Below are 23030 nucleotides of genomic sequence, written 5' to 3' on the forward strand. Positions count from 1 at the left end.
CAAGATGAAGAAAATTGTTATCGCGTGTCTGATTAGCTCCGTCGTGGCGCTGGGTATTGCAGGGGGCGCAGGATGGGGCATTTATCATTCTATGACTAAGGGAACCGTAACTGTAGCAGATAAGCCTGCGCATGAAGCGGAAGATAATCAGGATGAGTCCAGCAGTATTTTTGTCTCCCTGCCGGAAACGGTGGTTACGCTTCATGATAATGAAGGTAGCGATCGCTATATGGTTGCGGAACTGGTGATGGTCGTTGATACAGAGAAAGATGCTGAAAAAATTAAGAAGGACGAACCGCTCTATCAAAGTATTACCGTAGATGAGCTTTCGAATATGAAATATGAAGATATTCGGGCGTTGAAGATTTCCGAGATCAGAAAGAAAATTTTTGAAAACCTGAAAACTGAATTAGCGAAACGCAAAATGGCGACACCGTATAAGGACATTTTGGTGAAAAAAGTCGTGTTTCAATAAACGACAAGCCAGGAAATAACATGATCCAGGATGCTTACGAGTCAGAAGACTTTAATGCGACGCCCGTGCTAACGCCAAAGCAAGAGAGCCATTATTTACAGGCTTATCTTCCTTTGGTGCGCAAAGTGGTGCGTCAACTTGCGCCGCAATGTACCTGCGTTATGGACAGGCAGGATATGGAGCAAACGGCGCTGATGGGATTGCTGAATGCTATTCGCCGCTATGGTCAACCGGATGAAGGCTTTGCCGGTTATGCCGTCCACCGTATCCGTGGCGCCATACTCGATGAGCTGCGCAGCCTCGACTGGCGGCCTCGTCAGCTACGACAAAAATACCATCAGATTAAAGATTTGATTCGTGATGCACGTACTCAGCTCGGGCATGAACCCTCATGGGAGGAGCTTTCCCGGCTGGGGTTGTCGTCTGAAGATTATCAGGAATACCAACAGCTGGAAGGCGCCGAATCGCTGGCCAGTCTGGATGAGTTACTGAATGGCGATATACCGATCGCGCCGCTCGAAGGGCGAGGGCTTGAGGAACAATTCGTCACGCAGGAAATGCTGGGTTATGCCCTGAGCCAACTCAGCGAAAAAGAGGGACTGGTGCTCTCAATGTATTATCAGCACGATATGAATTTAAAAGAGATTGCGCTGGTATTAGGGCTGACTGAAGCCCGTATTTGTCAAATGAATAAAAAAATCACGCACAAGATTCGTGATTGTTTATATCCAGATTAACAATTCCGAATCAACATGCGGAGGACGTAATGCAAAAGATTTTTGGTTTATTGGTGGTTTTAGGCTGCGTATTTGGTGGCTATTTTGAGGCTGGCGGACAATTAATTGCCATCTGGCAGCCGGCAGAAATTATTATTATCTTTGGTGCAGGACTTGGGGCAATGATTATTGGTAACCCGGTGCACGTACTCAAAGAGATCGTCCACCAGATCAAAGGGGTGATCAGTAAAAAGAAAATGGGCCCGGAGTTTCAGCGTCAGCTGCTGATGTGTCTGTATGAGCTGCTGGAAATGGTGCAGAACGGTGGTCTGCGTATGCTGGATCAGCATATCGAACAGCCGGAAGAAAGTACCATTTTCCAGAAATACCCGCTGGTACTGACTCAAAAACGCCTGGTGACCTTTATCGCCGATAACTTCCGTCTGATGGCGATGGGCAAAATTGATGCCCACGAGCTGGAAGGGATCCTCGATCAGGAACTGGATACCGCGGAAGAATCTTTGTTAACACCGTCGCGCTCATTGCAGCGTACCGCCGAGGCAATGCCTGGATTCGGCATTTGTGCCGCGGTACTGGGCATTATCATCACCATGCAATCTATCGATGGTTCCATTGCGCTTATCGGATTGAAAGTAGCGGCGGCACTGGTAGGGACTTTCTTAGGGGTATTCATCTGTTATTGCCTGATGGACCCATTGGCAAACGCCATGGAACAACAGGCCCGGGCAGAACATTCGCTGCTTGAATGCGTACGTACCGTGCTGGTGGCGCAGGCGGGCGGTAAGCCGACGCTGCTGGCGGTTGATGCCGGGCGTAAACTTCTTCATCTGGCTTCCAAACCCACATTTGCCAATCTGGATGCGTGGGTGAATGCGATGCTGGAGCAAGAATAAGCATGAGGAAGGGGCCAAATCGTCGCGATCGCGGCGCGAAAACCACCATTATCCGCCGACAAATTAAAAAGAACCATGCAGGTCATCATGGGGGAGCGTGGAAGGTGGCATTTGCTGACTTTACGCTGGCGATGATGGCGCTGTTTATGACGCTGTGGATTGTGAACAGCGTCAGTAAAGCTGACCGCGAAAACATCGTGGCAGCGCTGCATGGTCAGTCAATCTTTAACGGTGGCGGTATGGCGCCGTTAAACAAGCTGGGCAAGCAGCCGATAGCGCCGGGGGCGCAGAAGAAAAACGTCACGCGCAACAAACTCGATAAAACCGTCAACCCGCAGGAGACGGCGAAGATCACCGAAGAGAATGCGAAAAAGGCGTTGGACGTGAACGAGAAAACGACGTTACTGAAGCAAAAGTCAGCCCGCGAATTGGGCGAGCTGGCGACCGACATTAACGTTATCGCCCGCAACGCGCACATGGAAACTAACCTCGAGATGGAGATTGTTCCTCAGGGGCTGCGCGTACTGATTAAAGATGACCAGAACCGCAATATGTTTGAACGCGGTAGCGCCAAAATTATGCCGTTCTTTAAATCTCTGTTGGTTGAGCTGGCTCCCGTGTTTGACTCGCTGGATAACAAGATAATCATCACCGGGCATACCGACGCGATGAGCTATAAGAGCAATATTTATAATAACTGGAACCTCTCCGGCGACCGCGCATTGTCGGCACGACGCGTGTTGGAAGATGCAGGAATGCCGCAGGATAAAGTCATGCAGGTCAGTGCGATGGCGGACCAAATGCTGCTGGACGCGAAAAACCCGGAAAGCGCCGGTAACCGTCGCATTGAGATCATGGTATTGACGCAAAGCGCTTCCGATACGCTGTATCAATATTTCGGCCAACAGGGAGAGAAGATTGTGCAACCGCTGGTTGATAAGCTGGACAAGCAAAAGCAGGTGACGTCTTTACGTCAACAATCTGCTCCCGTCACGCATTAATTCTGTTCCCGTCCCCCACGTAACGTGGGGGAAAATTATCCCGCAGGAAGGCAATGTGATAGATGTAACCAATATTATTCCATTGGATATTCATACTGATGACGTCACTGATGTGGCCTGTCAGGGCGCGCATTACGACAAGGTTTCAGGGATCTGGTACACCGAACCCCATGAGCTAAACGGGGCGCTGCGTGAGTATGTCTACGACACCAACAGTTTCAATATTGTCGCGCCGTACTATCTGGTGATTACCTCGAAGATGCACTGCTGGAGCTGCCACCAAATTACCCGCATTCATGGCGTGATGTTTACCCGCTTTATGAAGAAAAATCAGGATGGTCAGGGTTGGCAGTCGGTCAGGCGTAACAGCTTTTTGTTCCACATTAATTCCCTGCCTGAAGAGATAAAAAGGAACATCAAAGCCAGTAATTATTACCTCGATAAAAGTAAAACCACCGGGCTACGTTACTGGATGAATCACTGTGAAATTTGTGGCGAACGTCTGGGAGATTACGAACTTTTCTGCGTTGAAAATGACGCCTTTCGCCTGATGACAATCGAAAAACTGCTGCGGGCAAATATTCGCAAAGTAAATAAACTGTTTGTCAGTACGGCGGGCAATCCTGCGGAGCATACGAAAACGGACATCGTGCGTTATCTGTGCGATGCGCGCTTCGTCATGAATGCTCCGGCGTAAGGAATAATCATACTTCTCACACCATAAAAATACTGTATACTTAAACAGTATTGTGGGAGGCGAGTGATGCGCAAAATCATACATGTTGATATGGACTGCTTTTTTGCGGCGGTGGAAATGCGCGATAACCCCGCCCTGCGCGATATTCCCATTGCCATCGGCGGTAGCCGTGAGCGCCGGGGGGTAATCAGCACAGCTAATTACCCGGCGCGCAAATTTGGTGTGCGCAGCGCGATGCCAACGGGCATGGCGTTAAAGCTGTGTCCGCATCTCACGTTATTGCCTGGTCGCTATGAGGCTTATAAAGAAGCCTCCCGCCAGATTCAGGCGATCTTCTCTCGCTATACCTCGCTGATTGAACCTCTTTCGTTGGATGAAGCTTATCTGGATGTCACCGACAGCACCCACTGCCACGGCTCTGCCACGCTGATCGCCCAGGAGATCCGTCAGACGATTTTTAACGAGCTGCAGCTCACCGCCTCCGCCGGGATTGCGCCGGTAAAATTTCTGGCAAAAATAGCTTCCGATCTCAACAAGCCCAACGGGCAATATGTGATTACCCCTGCCGATGTTCCTGCATTTCTCAAAACGTTACCGTTAGGCAAAATACCAGGCGTCGGTAAAGTCTCCGCCGCTAAGCTGGAATCAATGGGATTACGTACCTGCGAGGATGTTCAAAAATACGACCTGGCAATGCTGCTCAAACGTTTTGGTAAGTTTGGTCGCGTGCTGTGGGAGCGTAGTCAGGGCATTGACGAGCGGGACGTCAACAACGACAGGCTGCGCAAATCCGTCGGCGTGGAGCGCACGTTGGCGGAGGATATTCACGAGTGGTCAGAGTGTGAGGCAATTATTGAACGGCTGTATCCCGAACTGGAACGGCGTCTGGCAAAGGTAAAGCCGGATCTGTTGATTGCCAGGCAGGGAATTAAACTCAAGTTTAATGATTTTCAGCAAACCACGCAGGAACACGTCTGGCCGCGCTTAAATAAAGAGGACTTAGTTGCGACAGCGCGCAAAACCTGGGATGAGCGTCGGGGAGGGCGGGGCGTGAGGCTGGTGGGGTTACACGTTACGCTGCTGGATCCGCAGATGGAAAGACAACTGCTGCTGGGGTTGTGACTTGATGAGGTGTTGAAACCATCCGGAAATGCACCTTGCAAATCAGCAGATGCCTGATTAGTATACGCGCACTTTCTATCTATCCAATTGAACTGCAAAGGGGGTTAACCATGATGACACATTATAAAAACTCAATTTGCAGACTTTCCCAGGAATAACCTTTCTTTTTGCCCTGGTAACGTCTGCCATATCCTAATTTAATTTTCCAGGAATGGTATATGGGCATTTTTCATAATGTCTCTGATGCGACCTCTTATATTGCATCAGACGATCTGTGGATCGAAGGTTCAGCGATCCAACAATTACACACCACGGCAAACTTACCCGGCATGCACCGCGTAGTGGGAATGCCAGATTTACATCCCGGTCGCGGTTATCCGATTGGCGCGGCATTCTTTTCACTTGGCCGTTTTTACCCGGCTCTGGTGGGCAATGATATCGGCTGCGGCATGGCGCTATGGCAAACGGATATTGTCAGCCGCAAATACAATGCAGATAAATTCGAGAAACGATTGGCTGCACTGGATGACATTGCAGAAAACTTATGGCTTGAGGAACATGTCGCGGAGAGTCTGATGCAACATCCCTGGCGCGGTGCATTGGGGTCGATTGGCGGTGGTAACCACTTTGCCGAACTGCAGTTGGTTGATCAGGTCTTCAATGCTGAGCGCTTTAACCTTGCGGGGCTTGATACGCAGCACCTGTCGCTGCTGGTGCATAGCGGTTCGCGTGGTCTGGGACAAGCAATCCTTCAGAACCATATTGCCTCTTTCTCGCATAATGGGCTGGCGGAAGGGAGCAACGATGCTATGCGCTATATGGCCGAACATGATGATGCGCTGGCGTTTGCTCGCGTAAATCGTCAGTTGATTGCTACCCGCATTCTGCAACAGGTCAAGGCAACAGGACGTTCCGTGCTTGATGTGGCGCACAACTTTGTTGAGCCGTGCATCATCGGCGATCGGCAGGGGTGGTTGCACCGTAAAGGCGCAACGCCGGACGGGGGTGGGCTGGTTATTATCCCTGGCTCTCGTGGTGACTACAGCTGGCTGGTTCAGCCAGTGCGGAGTGAAGCATCGTTATGTTCGCTGGCGCACGGTGCCGGACGTAAATGGATGCGTACCGAATGCAAAGGACGTTTGTCAGGTAAATTCAGCCCACAGCAACTCTCTCGTACCGAGCTGGGAAGCCGGGTGATTTGCCGTGATAAACAGCTGATCTACGAAGAAGCACCGCAGGCGTACAAATCAGCAGAAAGCGTGGTCAATTGTCTGGTGCTGGCTGGACTCGTGGAGCCGGTGGCGCGTTTGCGCCCGGTACTGACGCTGAAAACCAGTGGAGGAAAGGGCGCATGATTTTATTACAGTTATCTTCCGCTCAGGGGCCGGACGAGTGCTGTCTGGCGGTAAAAAAAGCGCTGGATCGGCTGATTCAAGAAGCAGGTCAACAGGATGTCGCCCTTTCTTTGTTGGAAACGGAACCGGGCAGATACCCAAATACGTTTCGTTCCGTACTGGTGTCGCTGGATGGCAGTAATGCTATAGCGTTGAGTGAATGCTGGTGTGGCACGTTGCAGTGGATTTGTTCCAGCCCGTATCGTCCGCACCATGGGCGTAAAAACTGGTACGTTGGCGTTGGGCGTTTCATGGCTGATGAACAGGTGCAATCAGATGAAATCCGCTTTGAAACATTACGTTCTTCCGGTCCCGGCGGACAGCATGTTAACAAAACCGATTCGGCGGTACGCGCCACGCATCTGGCGAGTGGGATCAGCGTAAAGGTTCAGTCGGAGCGAAGCCAGCATGCCAATAAGCGGTTGGCGCGATTGTTAATTGCCTGGCGACTTGAGCAGCAGCAACAGGATGCGAGCGCAGTGTTGAAGTCTGAGCGGCGTCTGTTTCATCATCAGATTGAACGCGGAAATCCACGAAGGACGTTTACAGGAATGGCGTTTACGCAACGGTAGCGGGAAATGAAATTGCCGGATGGCGGCATAAAAACTTTATCCGGCCTACAAATCAGCATGTAGGCCGGATAAGCGTAGCGCCATCCGGCAGTTAGCGCAGAATCTTACTTCGCCGGAATAGACTTCAGCAGTTCAGTCAGAAGCGTCCAGTAGTGGCCAACGCTTTCAATATGAACCTGCTCATCCGGGGAGTGCGGACCGGTGATAGTTGGCCCGATGGAAACCATGTCCATTTCCGGATACGGTTTCTTGAACAGACCACATTCCAGACCGGCGTGGATAATCTGGATGTTAGGCGTTTTGTTGAACAGACGCTGATAGGTTTCGCGAACCAGGTGCATAACCGGAGAGTTAGCATCTGGCTGCCAGCCTGGGTATCCGCCTTTTGCCTGCGTTTTCGCGCCGGCCAGTTTACCCAGTGAATCCAGCATGCTGACCACATAGTCTTTACCGCTGTCGATCAGGGAACGGATCAGGCAGTGAATTTCAACGTTGTCGTCAGTCATGGTGACAACACCGACGTTCAGAGAGGTCTCTACTACGCCTTTGGCCACGTCGGAATTGCGGATAACACCGTTCGGGGTGGCGTTCAGCAGACGCACGAAGCTGTCGCGAGACTGAGTGGTCAGCGCGGCTTTATCGTTGTCGACAGCATCCAGCAGCAGAGCCAGGTTCTTCTCTTTGGCTTCCAGTTCGTTTTTTAGGATGTCCTGGTAGGTGCTGACCAGCGCTTTTAACGCATCAACTTTATCTGCAGCCACGGCGAGGGTGGCAAAAGCTTCGCGCGGAATCGCGTTGCGCAGCGTACCGCCGTTGAAATCAACCAGACGCAGATCCAGCTCTTGGGCATGACCCGCCAGGAAGCGGACCAGCAGCTTGTTGGCGTTACCGAGACCCACGTGGATTTCGCCGCCGGAGTGACCGCCTTTCAGACCTTTTAAAGTCAGTTTAAAGCTCTGGAAACCAGCCGGGATTGCTTCACGGGACAGCGGCAGGTTAGAGGTAAAGTCGATACCGCCCGCGCAACCCATGTAGATCTCACCTTCTTCTTCAGAGTCGGTGTTGATCAGGATATCTGCCTGCAGCCAGTTAGCCTGCAGACCAAATGCGCCATCCATACCCGCTTCTTCGGTCATGGTTAGCAGCACTTCCAGCGGACCGTGTACCACGTTGTCATCGGCCAGAACGGCCAGCGCGGACGCCATACCGATGCCGTTATCCGCACCCAGCGTGGTGCCACGGGCTTTTACCCATTCGCCGTCAATATAAGGCTGGATAGGATCTTTAGTGAAGTCGTGTACGGTGTCGTTGTTTTTCTGCGGGACCATATCCAGGTGCGCTTGCAGAACGACCGGCTTGCGATTTTCCATTCCTGCGGTAGCGGGTTTGCGAATCAGGATATTACCGACCTGGTCGCGCTCGACGTGGAAACCTTTCTCTTGGGCCCAGCTCAGAATGTGTTCAGCGAGCTGCTCTTCATGGTAGGACGGATGAGGAATAGAACAGATTTTGGCAAAAATATCCCACAGCGGTTGCGGGGATAACTGAGACAGTTCAGACACGTTGAGTCTCCTTGGCGATGTCCTACAAAACTTGCTTGCAGGCCACGGGGTTAGCAGAATTAAAAACACCACAAGTCAGGCTTGCGCGATGCGATTGAGAATACCACTTTCTCCGCTGACGGCTAGCATAAAGCATGCAAAAAGAGGCGCGGATTCCGCGAAACACTGGTTTTTAGTGCGTCAGATCTCTATAATCTCGCGCAACCTATTTCCCCCTCGAACACTTTTTAAGCCGTAGATAAACAGGCTGGGACACTTCACATGAGCGAAAAATACGTCGTCACCTGGGACATGTTGCAGATCCATGCACGTAAACTGGCAAGCCGCCTGATGCCTTCTGAACAATGGAAAGGCATTATTGCCGTTAGCCGTGGTGGTCTGGTGCCGGGCGCATTGCTGGCGCGTGAATTGGGTATTCGTCATGTCGATACCGTATGCATCTCCAGCTACGATCACGACAACCAGCGCGAACTGAAAGTGCTGAAGCGTGCCGAAGGCGACGGTGAAGGTTTCATCGTCATTGATGACCTGGTTGACACCGGTGGTACCGCCGTTGCGATCCGCGAAATGTACCCTAAAGCGCATTTCGTCACGATTTTTGCTAAGCCGGCTGGTCGTCCGCTGGTCAATGATTATGTTGTTGATATCCCTCAGGATACCTGGATTGAGCAGCCGTGGGATATGGGCGTGGTGTTCGTCCCGCCGATCTCTGGTCGCTAATCTAAAAAGTTTTCAACGCCTGGCTACTGCCGGGCGTTGTTCTTTTTGCGCTGTGTCAGGTTACACTATGCCTTAGTGAGTACTCATGGAGGCTGCAATCATGTCACAGGCTAACCTCAGCGAAGTCCTGTTTAAACCCCGCTTCAAACACCCTGAAACGTCAACACTGGTTCGTCGTTTTAATCACGGCGCGCAGCCGTCCGTACAATCCGCCCTGGATGGCAAAACTGTTCCACACTGGTATCGCATGGTGAATCGCCTGATGTGGATCTGGCGCGGCGTCGATCCGCGTGAAATCCTCGAAGTGCAGGCCCGTATCGTCATGAGCGAAGCCGAACGCACGGATAAAGAACTTTATGACACGGTCATCGGCTATCGTGGCGGAAACTGGATCTACGAGTGGGCGAAGCAGGCGATGGACTGGCAACAGAAAGCGTCTATGGAGGAAGATCCGCAGGTTAGCGGACGCCACTGGCTGCATGCGTCTACGCTGTACAACATTGCGGCTTACCCACATCTGAAAGGCGATGAACTGGCAGAACAAGCACAGGCTTTGGCCAATCGCGCCTATGAAGAGGCCGCACAGCGTCTACCTGGCTCGCTGCGTGAGATGGAATTTGCCGTTACCGGCGGTGCGCCGATCACCGGCTTTCTGCATATGCCAAAAGGCGACGGTCCGTTCCCGACGGTGCTGATGTGCGGTGGTCTCGATTCGATGCAAACCGATTATTACAGCCTGTATGAGCGTTACTTTGCCCCGCGCGGTATTGCAATGCTGACGCTGGATATGCCGTCGGTCGGGTTCTCATCAAAATGGAAACTGACCCAGGATTCCAGCCTGTTGCACCAGCACGTATTAAAAGCGCTGCCGAATATTCCATGGGTGGATCACACTCGCGTGGCGGCCTTCGGTTTCCGCTTTGGCGCTAACGTGGCGGTGCGGCTGGCGTATCTGGAATCATCACGTCTGAAGGCGGTGGCTTGTCTTGGACCGGTGGTGCATGCGCTACTTAGCGATCCACAACGTCAGGCGAGCGTCCCGGAAATGTATCTTGACGTTTTGGCCAGTCGTCTGGGAATGCACGATGCATCCGATGAAGCGCTACGCGTTGAGCTGAATCGCTATTCATTAAAAGTGCAGGGGCTGCTGGGCCGACGCTGCCCGACGCCAATGTTGTCGGGGTTCTGGAAAAACGATCCGTTTAGTCCGGAAGAGGAGTCGCGTTTAATCACATCTTCATCTTCTGACGGTAAGCTGCTGGAGATTCCATTCAATCCGGTGTATCGCAATTTTGACAAAGGGCTGCAGGAAATAACCGGTTGGATCAATCAGAGATTGTGTTAAAAGTTTGCTAAATTTTATCGATTTGGTAAAACAGGTGCTTCACCTAAGGAGATCGTAATGACGTTACCGAGTGGGCATCCGAAAAGTAGATTGATCAAGAAATTCACCGCGCTTGGCCCGTACATCCGTGAAGGGCAGTGCGAAGATAATCGTTTTTTTTTCGATTGTCTGGCTGTTTGCGTCAACGTGAAACCCGCCCCTGAGAAACGCGAGTTTTGGGGCTGGTGGATGGAACTGGAGGCGGAGGAAAAACGCTTCACGTACAGCTACCAGTTTGGCTTGTTTGATAAAGACGGGAACTGGACGGCGGTGCCGGTGAAAGAGACTGAAGTGGTAGAGCGACTGGAGTACACCTTACGTGAGTTTCATGAAAAATTACGCGGGTTGTTGACGTCGCTGAATCTGGCGCTGGAGCCTGCTGACAATTTTAACGATGAACCAGTTAAATTAACGGCATAATGAACAGTAAAATGCCGGATGGCGGCGCAACCCCATCCGGCATTTTTTTATGCTATACCCTAAATAATTCGAGTTGCAGGACAAAACGGCCCGGCCGTTTTGAACAGCGCTTGCGCTGGCCACGAAGGGGTGAGCGAGTAAAGCCAACGCACATGCAGCTTGAAATATGACAGGTATAATCAGAACTGGTAGACCATACCCACCGCGACGATATCATCATCATTGATGCCCAGCTTATTATCGCTATCGAGCTGGTTGATTTTATAATCGACAAACGCGGACATATTTTTGTTGAAATAGTACGTTGCACCCACGTCGATATAATTCACCAAATCTTCATTGCCTACGCCTTCAATATCTTTCCCTTTTGACAGCACATAACCCAGTGACGGACGCAGACCAAAGTCAAACTGGTACTGAACGACCGCTTCGAAGTTCTGCGTTTTATTGGCAAAGCCACCGGAGATTGGCGTCATATTGCGCGTTTCAGAATAGAACGTTGCAATATAAATATCGTTCGCATCATATTTTAAGCCGGTCGCCCAGGCTTCTGCTTTATCGCCTGTACCGCGAGTTTGCAGATTCTGCTGGTTGGTACGATCGGAGTTGGTATAAGCACCGCTCACCGCGAAATCGCTGCCGCCAAAGTCATAGGTAACGGAAGTACCAAAACCGTCGCCGTTCTGTTTTTTCACATCACGGTCCTGGTTTTTACCCTGATATTGCAGGGTCAGATCCAGTCCATCCACAACGCCGAAGAAGTCGGTGTTACGGTAGGTCGCCAGACCGCTGGCGCGTTTGGTCATAAAGTTATCGGTCTGTGCGGAGGAATCGCCGCCGAATTCCGGGAACATATCGGTCCATGCTTCCACGTCGTACAGCGCCCCCAGGTTACGGCCATAATCAAAAGAGCCAACATCTTTTAATTTCACACCCGCGAAGGCCAAACGAGTTTTTTGTTGGTTAGAATCGCTTTCAGCTTTATTGCCGGCGAATTCAGCTTCCCAGCGACCATAGCCGGTCAGTTGATCGTTAATTTGCGTTTCGCCTTTAAATCCTAAACGGATATAGCTTTGGTCGCCGTCTTTGCTGTCATAATCCGTCATGTAATGCATGGCTTTTACTTTGCCGTACAGGTCCAGCTTATTGCCGTTCTTGTTATACACTTCCGCAGCCTGTACGGATGCCGACGCAACAATCCCCATCACCACTAATGCCAGAGTGCTCTTTTTCATTTTCATTCCTGATTAAAAGTACGCGCTAATATTCACTGGGTGTGATCCCCGTTAAAAGACAGGAGGGTTTTTAACGTCCGGGAATGAACGTTTTATGACAAAGTAAGAATTTTTTTAAAAAAGGGTGTTTTTTTGTTTCTGTAATAAATGCGTCAAAGTCTGCCGCTACGCTTGCTGATCCTGCGCAATAAAATTTCATGCTTTGTGCGCTGGTTGTTGGCAACCGGGGCCAGTCCTGCTAAAACGTTCGTTTGATATCATTTTCCCCAATTTTGAATGGCAGAGAATCATGAGTGACAGCCAGACGCTGGTGGTAAAACTTGGCACCAGTGTGTTAACAGGCGGATCGCGCCGCCTGAACCGCGCCCACATCGTAGAACTGGTTCGCCAGTGCGCGCAGCTCCATGCCGCAGGGCATCGTATTGTTATCGTTACCTCGGGCGCGATTGCCGCCGGACGTGAGCATCTTGGTTATCCAGAGCTTCCGGCAACGATAGCCTCGAAACAGCTGTTGGCGGCGGTAGGGCAGAGCCGATTGATTCAACTGTGGGAACAGCTGTTCTCAATTTACGGAATTCATATCGGGCAGATGCTGCTGACGCGTGCGGATATGGAAGACCGAGAGCGTTTTCTTAACGCCCGCGATACGCTCCGCGCGCTGCTGGATAACAACATCGTTCCTGTCATTAATGAGAACGACGCTGTGGCGACCGCCGAAATTAAAGTCGGCGATAACGACAACCTTTCGGCGCTGGCAGCGATTCTGGCCGGGGCCGATAAGCTGCTGCTGCTGACCGATCAGCAGGGGCTGTTCACCGCCGATCCGCGCACTAACCCGCAGGCTGAGCTGATCAAAGACGTTCACGGTATTGATGATGCGCTGCGCGCCATTGCCGGGGATAGCGTCTCAGGTCTGGGAACCGGCGGCATGGGCACAAAACTGCAGGCCGCAGATGTCGCGTGCCGCGCCGGGATCGACACCATTATTGCCGCAGGCAGCAAGCCAGGCGTGATTGGCGACGTGATGGAAGGCGTTTCCGTTGGGACGCGTTTTCATGCTCAGGCCTCTCCGCTGGAGAACCGTAAACGCTGGATCTTTGGCGCTCCGCCGGCCGGAGAAATTACCGTCGATGAGGGCGCGACCGCAGCGATTCTGGAACGCGGCAGCTCATTACTGCCAAAAGGCATTAAAAGCGTGACAGGCAACTTCTCTCGTGGTGAAGTGATCCGTATCTGCAATCTCGAAGGGCGCGATATTGCCCACGGCGTAACCCGCTATAACAGCGACGCGCTGCGCCGTATTGCCGGGCACCACTCACAACAGATCGACACCATTCTGGGCTATGAATACGGCCCGGTTGCTGTCCATCGCGACGACATGATCACCCGTTAAGGAACAGGCATATGCTGGAACAAATGGGCATTGCTGCCAAAGCCGCGTCATACAAGCTGGCGCTGCTCTCCAGTCGTGAAAAAAACCGCGTACTGGAAACGATTGCTGATGAGCTGGAAGCACAAACGGAAAGCATCCTCAGCGCGAACGCACAAGATGTTGAGCAGGCGCGGGCCAACGGCCTGAGCGAAGCGATGCTTGACCGCCTGGCGCTGACCCCGGCGCGTCTGAAAGCGATTGCTGACGATGTGCGCCAGGTCTGTAATCTCGCCGATCCGGTCGGGCAGGTTATTGACGGGGGACTGCTCGATAGCGGCCTGCGTCTGGAGCGTCGTCGCGTCCCGCTGGGCGTGATTGGCGTGATTTATGAAGCGCGCCCAAACGTCACCGTTGACGTTGCCTCCCTGTGCCTGAAAACCGGTAATGCGGCAATTCTGCGCGGTGGGAAAGAGACGTACCGGACCAATGCCGCGACCGTAGCAGTGATCCAAAAGGCGCTGGAGGCCTGCGGTTTACCCGCCGCCGCCGTGCAGTCGATTGATAACCCGGATCGCGCGCTGGTCGCTGAAATGCTGCGTATGGATAAGTACATCGATATGCTGATCCCACGCGGTGGTGCGGGTCTGCATAAGTTGTGCCGTGAGCAGTCGACGATCCCGGTTATCACCGGCGGCATTGGCGTTTGTCATATCTATGTTGATGATACTGCTGAGATAGCTCCGGCGCTGAAGATTATCGTCAACGCTAAAACCCAGCGTCCGAGCACCTGTAACACCGTAGAAACCCTGCTGGTGCATCAGGATATCGCTGAGCGTTTCCTGCCGGCGTTAAGCCTACAAATGGCGGATAGCGGTGTTACGCTGCACGCCGACGACACGGCGCTGGGCACATTACAGGCAGGACCCGCTAACGTAGTTGCGGTGAAAGCCGAAGAGTATGACGACGAGTTTCTGTCGTTGGATCTGAACGTGAAAGTCGTTACTGACCTCGACGATGCTATCGCCCACATTCGCGAGCATGGTACCCAGCATTCTGATGCGATCCTGACGCGCACCCTGCGTAACGCCGATCGCTTCGTGAATGAAGTGGACTCTTCTGCCGTATACGTTAACGCCTCTACTCGTTTTACCGATGGCGGTCAGTTCGGGCTGGGTGCTGAAGTGGCGGTGAGTACGCAAAAACTGCACGCGCGCGGCCCGATGGGACTGGAAGCGTTGACCACATACAAGTGGGTTGGCTTCGGCGACGACACGATACGTGCATAATTGAAACCGGGTGATGCAAAAGCAGGCGTTGATTCGCAAGGTTAATGCATCACCCGGTTAGTTTTACCTTTTCTCTCCTGATCCGTATTTATGTTCCATTCTGCGTTTTATCATCGTCCGCATTAATCTGATTTTTACCTATGATCCCCTTCGCGTCAGAAAGCCGACGTATCACAGAATTTTCCCTGGCAGCATGAATTTTCCTGGTCTGCGATGCACGTATTGTTTCCATGGTCCGATCTATTAGAATCAGTCTCATTTTTATGAGGGAGTTGTTGCGTGAAATCGGACATTCACAAACTAAGCATTCCTATTATGCCGCTCGGCAACCCGTTTCCTCCCCGCCATTGTTCGCTGTGCCCAAAAGGATCGGCAATTGATCGTGATAATAAACACCGATTAATAGACAAAAGAAAAAGGTTTAAAGCAGGGGAGGTCCTCGCCCGGCAGGATGAAGCTGCGGGCATGCTTTTTGTTATTCATGAAGGATACTGCAAGGCCAGCGTGGCAAGTGGCGATAACGTTTTTATCAGCCGCTTTTATGTTCCGGGAGATATCATGGCGCTGGATGCCGTCGAAGGAGGAAAGTATCTGACAACTATCCAGGCCGCAACGGCTGCAGAGGTCTGTCACATTGATATTGCGCGGTTGTTCATGGTGGCAGAAAAGGAGCCTGCTGTTGCTGCGGCAGTCATCAAGTTTCTCTGTAGAGACAATGGATTCATTGTTGAAAAACTACGGCGCTACGCGAATAAACACGCTGAGGCCAGAATCGCGGCCTTCCTGGTAGAGTTTTACGAAATGCATTTACGGATTGGCAGACCAGAAACGACGCTTCGATTGCCATTCTCTCGCGAAGAAATTGCCAGTTATCTCGACCTTAAAATTGAAACCGTCTCCCGCGCATTAAAATCACTCGAACAACAGAATTTGATTACCCTCCATAGGGTGCGTACCGTAACAATTAATAGTTATCTTGGTTTAAAACGGTTTATCTAATTTTCTCCTTAACAAGAATCATTTCTCCCCTGATAAACCAGGAATATTCATTTTATATGGAAAATTCCTGGTTTTATTTTTGTCAAATAATTATCAATTAGGATGTAGTTTCAGTAGGTAAATGTTTTTTTTATCAGAATATTCCCTTGCAAATGGATATGTCATGAGAATTTTCTTGTAATGTTAAAAATTTAGCATAATTGCAACAAATAATAAGCATTATAGAGAAAATATGGAAGTGTTAATTATCTTTATGTTTTGTAAGGGTTTTGCTTCTATCCTATTTGTATGATCTTTTTGATATTTATCAAAAACATAAAAAAGATGAATTGTTCGGTTTGTTCAATTTGTTTGGAGAATAATTCTGGGTCTGGATGTATTTTAAGTAAATTAAACTTAGGAAACTTCTTAGATTGCCGTCTGTGTGGGAAAATTCTTAGTTGTTTTGTAATTTTTGCGTTTCAGGGTTTGTTGAGATGTTACTTAATTCAAATGATAATTTTTGGGCGCGGCAATTCTGGCTCGCAATTAATGGAACCGCTGGAGTGACTTAATAATAAGACTCGGTGGTGAGTTTGTTCTTAGGAGAAGATAAAAATGAAAAAATTATTATTAGTGACCTCTCTGGCTTCTGTATTTGTTGCGGCAAATGCAATGGCAGATGTCACTGCTTCTGCAACGGCCTCGTGGGACGCGACGGCAACAAAAGATACCACCAGCATGTTGGTTGTCACTCCGCTGAACTCTTTGACCTTCCAGTATGCGGAAGGTCTGAATGGTTTCAACTCCCAGGATGGCGCGTTTGATGTGACTATTCAGGGCCAGGAAACGGCAACTGATTTTGAACTGACCGCTCAGATTATTAGCAATACTCTGACCAACGCCAGTGGCGATGCTTCCACCCTGAACGTAGGAGTGGCATGGAATGGCACCGCGTTGACTAATTCATCAGATACTGTCCTGGTAAATTCCAGTTCGACTTCTGGTCTTGAAAGTTTGATGGCTGATGGTGCTTACAACGGTGCTGATCGCGTCAGCGATCAATCCAACTTCAAATTCACCATTGCGTCTGCGACTTCTGATGGTAGTACGCCGGTAACGGATTACTCCGCACTGCCAGACGGCTATTGGACTGGTGATGTAAAAGTACAGTTCAATGCAACCTGGACGACTCCGTCCGCCTAAGAAATAAAAATTCGGGAGGAGAAGTTCTCCCGAATTTATCAGGAATGGTGTCATGAATAAATATTTACCGGCAGCAATGTTGGTAGGGTTGGTAATATCTTTTTCCAGCTGGGCAATTAACGTCGGTGATATCACGTCGATAATGACTTCTGCTGAGAGTTCATTATCGAAAGAAATTACCAATACGACAGATTCGGCACGTTATGTCAGCGTATCGGTAAAACAACTGTCATCACCTTTAGCGGGCGGAGTCGAAATAAAACCCGTTAACTCCGGGGAATTACTTTCTACGCCAGCCAATCTGATTCTTCCTGGTCAGGCAAAGGATGTTTTTCGCTTCTTTTATAAAGGGCCTGTGGATGATGTCGAGCGTTATTATCGCCTGCAATGGATAGATGAGCCGGTCACCGAGAGTGCGGAAACCCGGGCCAATAAATTGGCTGTTGCGACAGCGTCAGCAGAAATTGGCACGATTTTAGTCGTTGCGCCGCGAAAAGAACGTTTTGCATATAGCCGCAATGGCGATGTTATTAGCAATACTGGCAATGTTTCATTTCGAGTAATCGCCTATGGCGCTTGCAAAGATAAGGCTCGCGATCAGGGACGGGGCTGTCGTGAGCGTTATTACATTATGCCAGGCACAAAAATAAAACTGCAGTTCACCGACATTAGTAATAGCCGCTCACGCATCGGGATCTGGCACGGTAAGCAGTTTATTACAGTGAAGTGATGGTCAATAGCAGCCATCTGTACGGGATAAATAAAAATACCGGATTGTAAGGATGCATATGACAACAACATATATTGTCGGCGGTAGCATTTGTCTTTTTCTTGCGCTGACACCAGGAACTTCACATGCAGCCCCAGTAAAAGTGGGTAATTACGTTATTCCCAGCGCTTTTGCCCGTTCACTGGAGCAGGGAATGACGGTGCCGGTTTATATCCGTTACAACGAGACTGACGAGAAAAGTCAGCAAAAAGTAGCCGATGCGGTGATTTCGCTTGTTGATGGCAATATTACAGTTAAAGCTCTGACTCTTGCCGAGTTGCCCAATAATGCGGTGCTATCGGAGAAAACCCGCGCGATGGTGGAAAAGATTCGTGATGTGAAATTTCATGACAATACGAACATTGAACTGTCAGATGATGCTCGACTGCAACTTAATGTCTCTTCCTTTCACCTGGAGATGATCGTCAGCAAAGACGCGTTAACTGAAGCGATTGTCGCACGCAGCAGTCTGCTTGGACCTTCCAGCGTGGGGACTCTGTCTAACGTCCTGAACTATAACTTTGGTACCTACTATAACGATTACCGTAACGGCAGCAGCACCCGCAGCTACCTGACGATGGACAATACAACATCGCTGCGGGAGCACCACGTTAATATTAACGGTTCGTTTTACGGCATAGGCGACAGCAATGGCACCAGCAAACTCTATCGTGCGATGTATGAGCGCGATTATGAAGGATATCGCCTGGCGCTAGGGATGCTTGATACCTGGAATGTCCAGTCAATTGCCAGCCTGAATGCGCTGAATGGCGGGAAAATTTACGGTGTGAGTTATGGGAACAAAGGAAGTACGGTTGTTGAGAATACCGCGCTTTCGCTTACGCCGATCACCGTATTTTTGCCAGCCGCTGGCGAGGTTCATGTGTTCCGTGATGGGCGGTTGCTCAGCGTGCAGAACTTTAATATGGGCAGCTATGAAATTGATACCAGTCGCTTTCCGTATGGTGTTTACGACGTCACGGTAGATATCGTGGTCAATGGTCGAACAATTAATAGTCGTGTCAGCCGGGTTAATAAGATCTTTGCTCGCCAACAGGCTGCCGGCATTCATCAGCTCTCATGGCAGTTTTTTGGTGGATCGCTGGATTATGATCGGGTGAGCTATAAGCGTAACCACTATCGGGATTTGGGTAATGAGCAAACCTGGATTGCCGGAGGGGCTGCATCGGTTACGCTGGCGGTATTGTCGGAGCTGGGTCTGAAATCGACGCTCTACGGTTTTGACAACAATGCGGTTAATGAAACGGATGTCACGCTGAATGTGAATGAATACGTCAGTATTGGCAATCAGACGCTGGTGGCGAATGATTCGTCATGGCGAAACATCAGTAACATCAACCTTAATATACCTGAGGGATACGGTTCCCTTTGGGCATCTCGTGAAGACAGTAAAATAGGCGATCGTCTGCCCATGCAGGAGCGTGACAACTATTCTATTGGTGGAACCCTAAATCTCGGAAAGTTTATTCCTCATGGTGGTTCGCTCACCGTTAGTCAGACGGAGAATCGTTACTCAGGCAATAAATACCGTAATCTGGATTACAACACGACTCTCTATTCGGGAAGGTATGCCACGATTGGGTTGCGTGCAGGAATTCAGCGTTATTACTACAACAACCGAAATGATGATGGGCGCCAGGAACGTTATGTCAGTCTGGACTTATCGCTGCCGTTGGCGACCTGGTTGAGCATGGGCGTCTCCCGAGATCGCTATGGCAGCACCCAGGGTAACCTCAGCGCACGAAAACAGTATGCTGAAGGACCGATTAAATCGGTCGGATTATCGGCATCAACGCGTCTGAGCGGTGAACAGCATTACGACAATAATTATTCGGTAAACGGCAATTTGAGTTATGACACGAAATATAACGCTGGCACCGTATCGGTAACACGTTCTGCTGATAACTCCACCAATATGAACTTTTCTTCTCAAGGCTCTTTGGCATGGGCAGGTAAAGACTTCGGTCTGAGTAAAGAGAGGCAGCGTTCTGGCGTTATTGTAAAAACAGATTTGACCGGCGAGGGGAAACTGGCTGCGAAGATTAATAACCGCAATTATCTGCTCAGCGGTAAATCAAATTTTATTGCGTTGCCGCCTTATGCTCAGTACAAGCTGGAGATCCTTAATGATAAAAATTCTGAAGACAGCTTCGATATTGTTTCAGGGCGCAAACAGGAGCTGACGCTTTATCCGGGCAACGTTGGCGTTATTAACCCTGAAGTGAAAAGCATGGTCACCGTGTTTGGCCGTATTCGCTACCCTGATGGGCAGTTGGCTGCAAATACCGATATCCATAACCACATTGGTAAAACGCGTACGGATGCAAAAGGTGAGTTTGCTATCGATATTGATAAAAAGTATCCGGTTATTACGTTAATTTCTGCCAATGGCGGGGTATGTGAAGCCGATCTGGATCTGGAAAAAGCACGCGGCGCGGCGTGGGTTGGCGATGTGAAATGTGCAACGCAAACCACGATGGCACAACGATAAGGTATGAATAATGAATAAATCTCTATCTCTTATTTTTGGGTGTGCCTTTGCCGTGTTATCCCCATCTGCCTGGGCGCTCTCGGCATCCACTCAGGCAGCGGTCAATAACAATTATTTGTTTATAGAAAACAATGTTGATAACGAATACTTTATTACACCTTCCTCTCTCGATCCCCGCATTAGCGGCTCGAACACCTGGGTGAAATATGGAAACGATCAGGATAGCCTGGGATACATAGGTATCGTTGGCTGGGTGGCCAATACCTCATATTATAAGGATATGTGGATTGATAATTCGCCAATCAGTGAACCATTCCGGGGGATTCGTTGCACCACTGGTGCTAATTGCCCTGCATCTGGCTACATTGCTGCCGAGCTAACCGATCAATTTGGTTTTTATCACACCAAAGCAACCGGATCCGGGATAGCCGGTGGATATTATGGTTTTGCATCGCTGACAGACTCGGCGTATGAATACTTTCGCAATATGTCGGTCGGAAGCGCAGAGACATATAACCTTAATTTTTGTCGAACCACGATTGACTATGATTATGCGGCTGGACAGCGTTGTAAAGACCAGAGCAGCGGTAATTGGTACATCAGACCTTATACATTAAATAAAATAGGTCATTTGTCTTTGGTTTCTACCAATGCATTTCAGGAGTTATGGGTTGCCAGTGATGGTACGCCGAGCATCACTAAAGACAGTGGTTATTGTGAGCTGGGTGTGGTCAGTCGTGAAGATGGCGTTATCTGTAAGATGATTTCATACAATTTAAATCAAACCAGCAACCTGACGGCTTCACTACGTATTCGCATGTATGCGGATAGCGGTTTGCTCGGTTTTACACCGGCAGCTGCCACAATTAAATATTCTGGTGATGGTCAATCCTGGACTAACTTTAGCTCGACGTCGATTTATTATAATGTTTTTAGTAATGGTGGCGAGTATGTCTATGTTTTTTTGTCGAAAACATTCCTGAAAAATATGGTGGACAGTGGCGTCAGTATCACCAACAGCCAACCATTTACATTTGCTTTTACGAATAGCGTGACGCCAGAGTCGGGGTATTACCAGTTTACCCCTTCACTACAGCTCAATATTGTGCCAAAGGAATATGGGATCAGTATTATCTCATCGGATAACAGCACCTCGGCAAGCGGCAGCGGCACAATTGGCGAGACCGCTCCGATTGAAATGGATTACACCGTGACGGTCTCGGGACCTCGTCAGGCTGATAGCATTACCGCCCAGGTTATTGGGGACAGTACGACGATAAATAATGTGCCTTACTGCCTGTTTACGTCTGCGCAAGGCGGGCTGTCCGTCCCAATTCCCGCCTTTCTGCAATACAACAGTGAGTCGGGGGGCGTGGTGCAAAAACGAAATAGCTGTAGTGAAGCGGCAATCAGCATGAGAGATGCGCAATGGCAACAGACGCCCTGGGACGCAAATAATACAGATGATGGAAGCTACTTTGCGACTGATTTAAAATTGCTTTTCCCAATGAATGATTCGCGTTCGATGTTAACCGTTTCTGGTGCGGATTGGGAAGGTGTTGTCAGTGCCAGCGGAGAGATCAAAGTGACGGCGAACTGGGTGGGAGTGACGCCATGAGCCACTGCCGTTTGGCGCTAAGATGGATATTGGTCTTGCTTTCCGGGCTGACGGTGTTCTCCGCACAGGCCGTCTATCTGGAGTCGACTATTTATGAGATGCCATCGGATAAATCATTTATCAGTAAACGGATCTATAACGATAGCCAGAAACAGAACGTGTACAGTATTAGCGCAGTTAAAATAGATAAACCGGGACCGGGAGGTGAAAACAGGAGTGCTATTGCCGAAGGCGAACTTTTGTTTACTCCGCTGAGTTTTTCACTGGCACCGCAGGCAAGTGAGTTTTTTAAGATTTTCTACCGTGGCCCGCAGGATGATAAAGAACGTTATTACCGAATACTTTTTCGTGAAATGCCGATAACGTTATTCACCGAGCGTAACCAAGGGAAAGGAGGGCAGGCTCTCCCGGTGATCGCTATGGACACCATATTGGTTGTTCGTCCAAGGAAAATGAACCTGGCCTACACCATTGATGAGATAAACGGGACGTTAAAAAACACAGGGAATACTTTTTTCAAAATCATCGTACATCAGGGGTGTCACTCAACTGATGATGAAGCCACCATGCGTTATGTGTTACCGGGTGAAACCTGGCATAGTCGTGAGCTGAATACAAAAAACCGGAAATTTATCGTGGCGTTGCAGAAATATCTCCCCGTGGGCCAGGGATGCGCCAAGCTTAATCATTAGAGGTATTGAGTCTGAGCCGATATGCCCAGACTATATATTGAATCTGTGCCATCACTAGCTATATAAAATGTAGCAATAAGTTTAGAGTCGATGAAACAAAACTTCGGGCATGTTGCTGCAAATGTTAATGAGATAGTAGGTCTATGGCATCTCTTCATGGTTTGTCGGTCAGCATAAACTACGGTAATATGTTATTCTGCTGGTCGTTGTAGTTATATGTTTTGTAAGTTTTGTATTTATAGTTTTTTGTTTTGTAATGAAGTGAAAGTGAGTAAAAGGATTTGTACTGATTAAGAAATGGGATCTTTTCTTTTTCAATATTTAAATGGAACTTACGATTTAATAGGAATACTCATATGGATGATCGTGATTATAAATTCTGAAT

21 protein-coding genes are annotated in these 23030 nt (G+C 49.6%); 19 read left to right on the top strand and 2 right to left on the bottom strand.

The window, feature by feature from the left end:
* Nucleotides 1–4: 4 nt before the first annotated feature.
* From E1B03_RS05895 to prfH, 8 genes are all read left to right on the top strand, one after another.
* A complete protein-coding gene (locus E1B03_RS05895) occupies nucleotides 5–475 on the top strand; it encodes a flagellar basal body-associated FliL family protein (RefSeq protein ID WP_133085830.1) in 471 nt (156 codons plus the stop codon).
* Between the two features lie 20 nt (nucleotides 476–495).
* Nucleotides 496–1212 (top strand): FliA/WhiG family RNA polymerase sigma factor, encoded by a 717-nt coding sequence (locus tag E1B03_RS05900; RefSeq protein ID WP_046275416.1) that lies wholly within the window; start codon nucleotides 496–498, stop codon nucleotides 1210–1212.
* A gap of 29 nt (nucleotides 1213–1241) precedes the next feature.
* Nucleotides 1242–2105: a flagellar motor stator protein MotA gene (gene motA, locus E1B03_RS05905; protein ID WP_043015281.1), complete on the top strand. Its 864-nt coding sequence runs from the start codon at nucleotides 1242–1244 to the stop codon at nucleotides 2103–2105.
* Nucleotides 2106–2107: 2 nt separating this feature from the next.
* Complete coding sequence (lafU, locus tag E1B03_RS05910) at nucleotides 2108–3106, top strand: putative lateral flagellar export/assembly protein LafU (RefSeq protein ID WP_133085831.1); 999 nt, start codon at nucleotides 2108–2110, stop codon at nucleotides 3104–3106.
* A gap of 55 nt (nucleotides 3107–3161) precedes the next feature.
* Nucleotides 3162–3803, top strand: coding sequence for a DNA primase (locus E1B03_RS05915; RefSeq protein WP_133085832.1), 642 nt, complete (start codon nucleotides 3162–3164; stop codon nucleotides 3801–3803).
* 66 nt (nucleotides 3804–3869) lie between these two features.
* Complete coding sequence (gene dinB, locus E1B03_RS05920; protein WP_133085833.1) at nucleotides 3870–4925, top strand: DNA polymerase IV; 1056 nt, start codon at nucleotides 3870–3872, stop codon at nucleotides 4923–4925.
* 218 nt (nucleotides 4926–5143) lie between these two features.
* Nucleotides 5144–6280 carry an RNA ligase RtcB family protein gene (locus E1B03_RS05925; protein ID WP_133085834.1) on the top strand — a complete coding sequence of 379 codons (1137 nt, stop codon included), beginning with the start codon at nucleotides 5144–5146 and terminating at the stop codon, nucleotides 6278–6280.
* Entirely contained in the window at nucleotides 6277–6891 is a 615-nt protein-coding gene (gene prfH, locus E1B03_RS05930; protein ID WP_133085835.1) for a peptide chain release factor H, read from the top strand. The genes E1B03_RS05925 and prfH overlap by 4 nt, the downstream gene beginning before the upstream one ends.
* A gap of 104 nt (nucleotides 6892–6995) precedes the next feature.
* Here prfH and pepD read toward each other — a convergent pair whose 3' ends face one another.
* The gene (gene pepD, locus E1B03_RS05935; RefSeq protein WP_133085836.1) at nucleotides 6996–8453 is read right to left on the bottom strand and encodes a cytosol nonspecific dipeptidase; all 1458 of its coding nucleotides are present in this window, start codon (nucleotides 8451–8453) and stop codon (nucleotides 6996–6998) included.
* A 261-nt stretch (nucleotides 8454–8714) separates the two neighbouring features.
* Between pepD and gpt the strand changes: the two genes are divergently transcribed.
* The 3 genes from gpt to crl all read left to right on the top strand — a co-directional run bounded on the left by gpt (nucleotide 8715) and on the right by crl (nucleotide 10977).
* On the top strand, nucleotides 8715–9173 hold the full coding sequence (gene gpt, locus E1B03_RS05940; RefSeq protein WP_003031380.1) for a xanthine phosphoribosyltransferase: 459 nt from the start codon (nucleotides 8715–8717) through the stop codon (nucleotides 9171–9173).
* 100 nt (nucleotides 9174–9273) lie between these two features.
* Nucleotides 9274–10518, top strand: coding sequence for an esterase FrsA (gene frsA, locus E1B03_RS05945; RefSeq protein ID WP_103770970.1), 1245 nt, complete (start codon nucleotides 9274–9276; stop codon nucleotides 10516–10518).
* Between the two features lie 57 nt (nucleotides 10519–10575).
* Nucleotides 10576–10977, top strand: a complete 402-nt coding sequence (crl, locus tag E1B03_RS05950) for a sigma factor-binding protein Crl (RefSeq protein ID WP_103770971.1) — start codon at nucleotides 10576–10578, stop codon at nucleotides 10975–10977.
* Between the two features lie 179 nt (nucleotides 10978–11156).
* Here the strand turns inward: crl and phoE are convergent, their stop codons facing one another.
* The gene (phoE, locus tag E1B03_RS05955) at nucleotides 11157–12212 is read right to left on the bottom strand and encodes a phosphoporin PhoE (RefSeq protein ID WP_133085837.1); all 1056 of its coding nucleotides are present in this window, start codon (nucleotides 12210–12212) and stop codon (nucleotides 11157–11159) included.
* A gap of 289 nt (nucleotides 12213–12501) precedes the next feature.
* Between phoE and proB the strand changes: the two genes are divergently transcribed.
* From proB to E1B03_RS05995, 8 genes are all read left to right on the top strand, one after another.
* Nucleotides 12502–13605, top strand: a complete 1104-nt coding sequence (gene proB / locus E1B03_RS05960) for a glutamate 5-kinase (RefSeq protein ID WP_003031373.1) — start codon at nucleotides 12502–12504, stop codon at nucleotides 13603–13605.
* An 11-nt stretch (nucleotides 13606–13616) separates the two neighbouring features.
* Complete coding sequence (gene proA / locus E1B03_RS05965) at nucleotides 13617–14870, top strand: glutamate-5-semialdehyde dehydrogenase (protein WP_103770973.1); 1254 nt, start codon at nucleotides 13617–13619, stop codon at nucleotides 14868–14870.
* Nucleotides 14871–15149: 279 nt separating this feature from the next.
* Nucleotides 15150–15869, top strand: coding sequence for a Crp/Fnr family transcriptional regulator (locus tag E1B03_RS05970; RefSeq protein ID WP_103770974.1), 720 nt, complete (start codon nucleotides 15150–15152; stop codon nucleotides 15867–15869).
* Nucleotides 15870–16466: 597 nt separating this feature from the next.
* Nucleotides 16467–17054, top strand: coding sequence for a common pilus major fimbrillin subunit EcpA (gene ecpA / locus E1B03_RS05975; protein WP_003830835.1), 588 nt, complete (start codon nucleotides 16467–16469; stop codon nucleotides 17052–17054).
* A 52-nt stretch (nucleotides 17055–17106) separates the two neighbouring features.
* Nucleotides 17107–17784 (top strand): EcpB family pilus assembly chaperone, encoded by a 678-nt coding sequence (locus tag E1B03_RS05980; RefSeq protein WP_103770975.1) that lies wholly within the window; start codon nucleotides 17107–17109, stop codon nucleotides 17782–17784.
* Nucleotides 17785–17842: 58 nt separating this feature from the next.
* Nucleotides 17843–20335, top strand: a complete 2493-nt coding sequence (locus E1B03_RS05985) for a CS1-pili formation C-terminal domain-containing protein (RefSeq protein WP_133085838.1) — start codon at nucleotides 17843–17845, stop codon at nucleotides 20333–20335.
* Between the two features lie 10 nt (nucleotides 20336–20345).
* Nucleotides 20346–21953 carry a fimbrial protein gene (locus E1B03_RS05990; protein WP_103770977.1) on the top strand — a complete coding sequence of 536 codons (1608 nt, stop codon included), beginning with the start codon at nucleotides 20346–20348 and terminating at the stop codon, nucleotides 21951–21953.
* The gene (locus E1B03_RS05995) at nucleotides 21950–22645 is read left to right on the top strand and encodes a fimbrial biogenesis chaperone (protein WP_103770978.1); all 696 of its coding nucleotides are present in this window, start codon (nucleotides 21950–21952) and stop codon (nucleotides 22643–22645) included. The genes E1B03_RS05990 and E1B03_RS05995 overlap by 4 nt, the downstream gene beginning before the upstream one ends.
* Nucleotides 22646–23030 lie beyond the last annotated feature (385 nt).

Source organism: Citrobacter arsenatis, from assembly GCF_004353845.1.
GTDB lineage: Bacteria > Pseudomonadota > Gammaproteobacteria > Enterobacterales > Enterobacteriaceae > Citrobacter > Citrobacter arsenatis.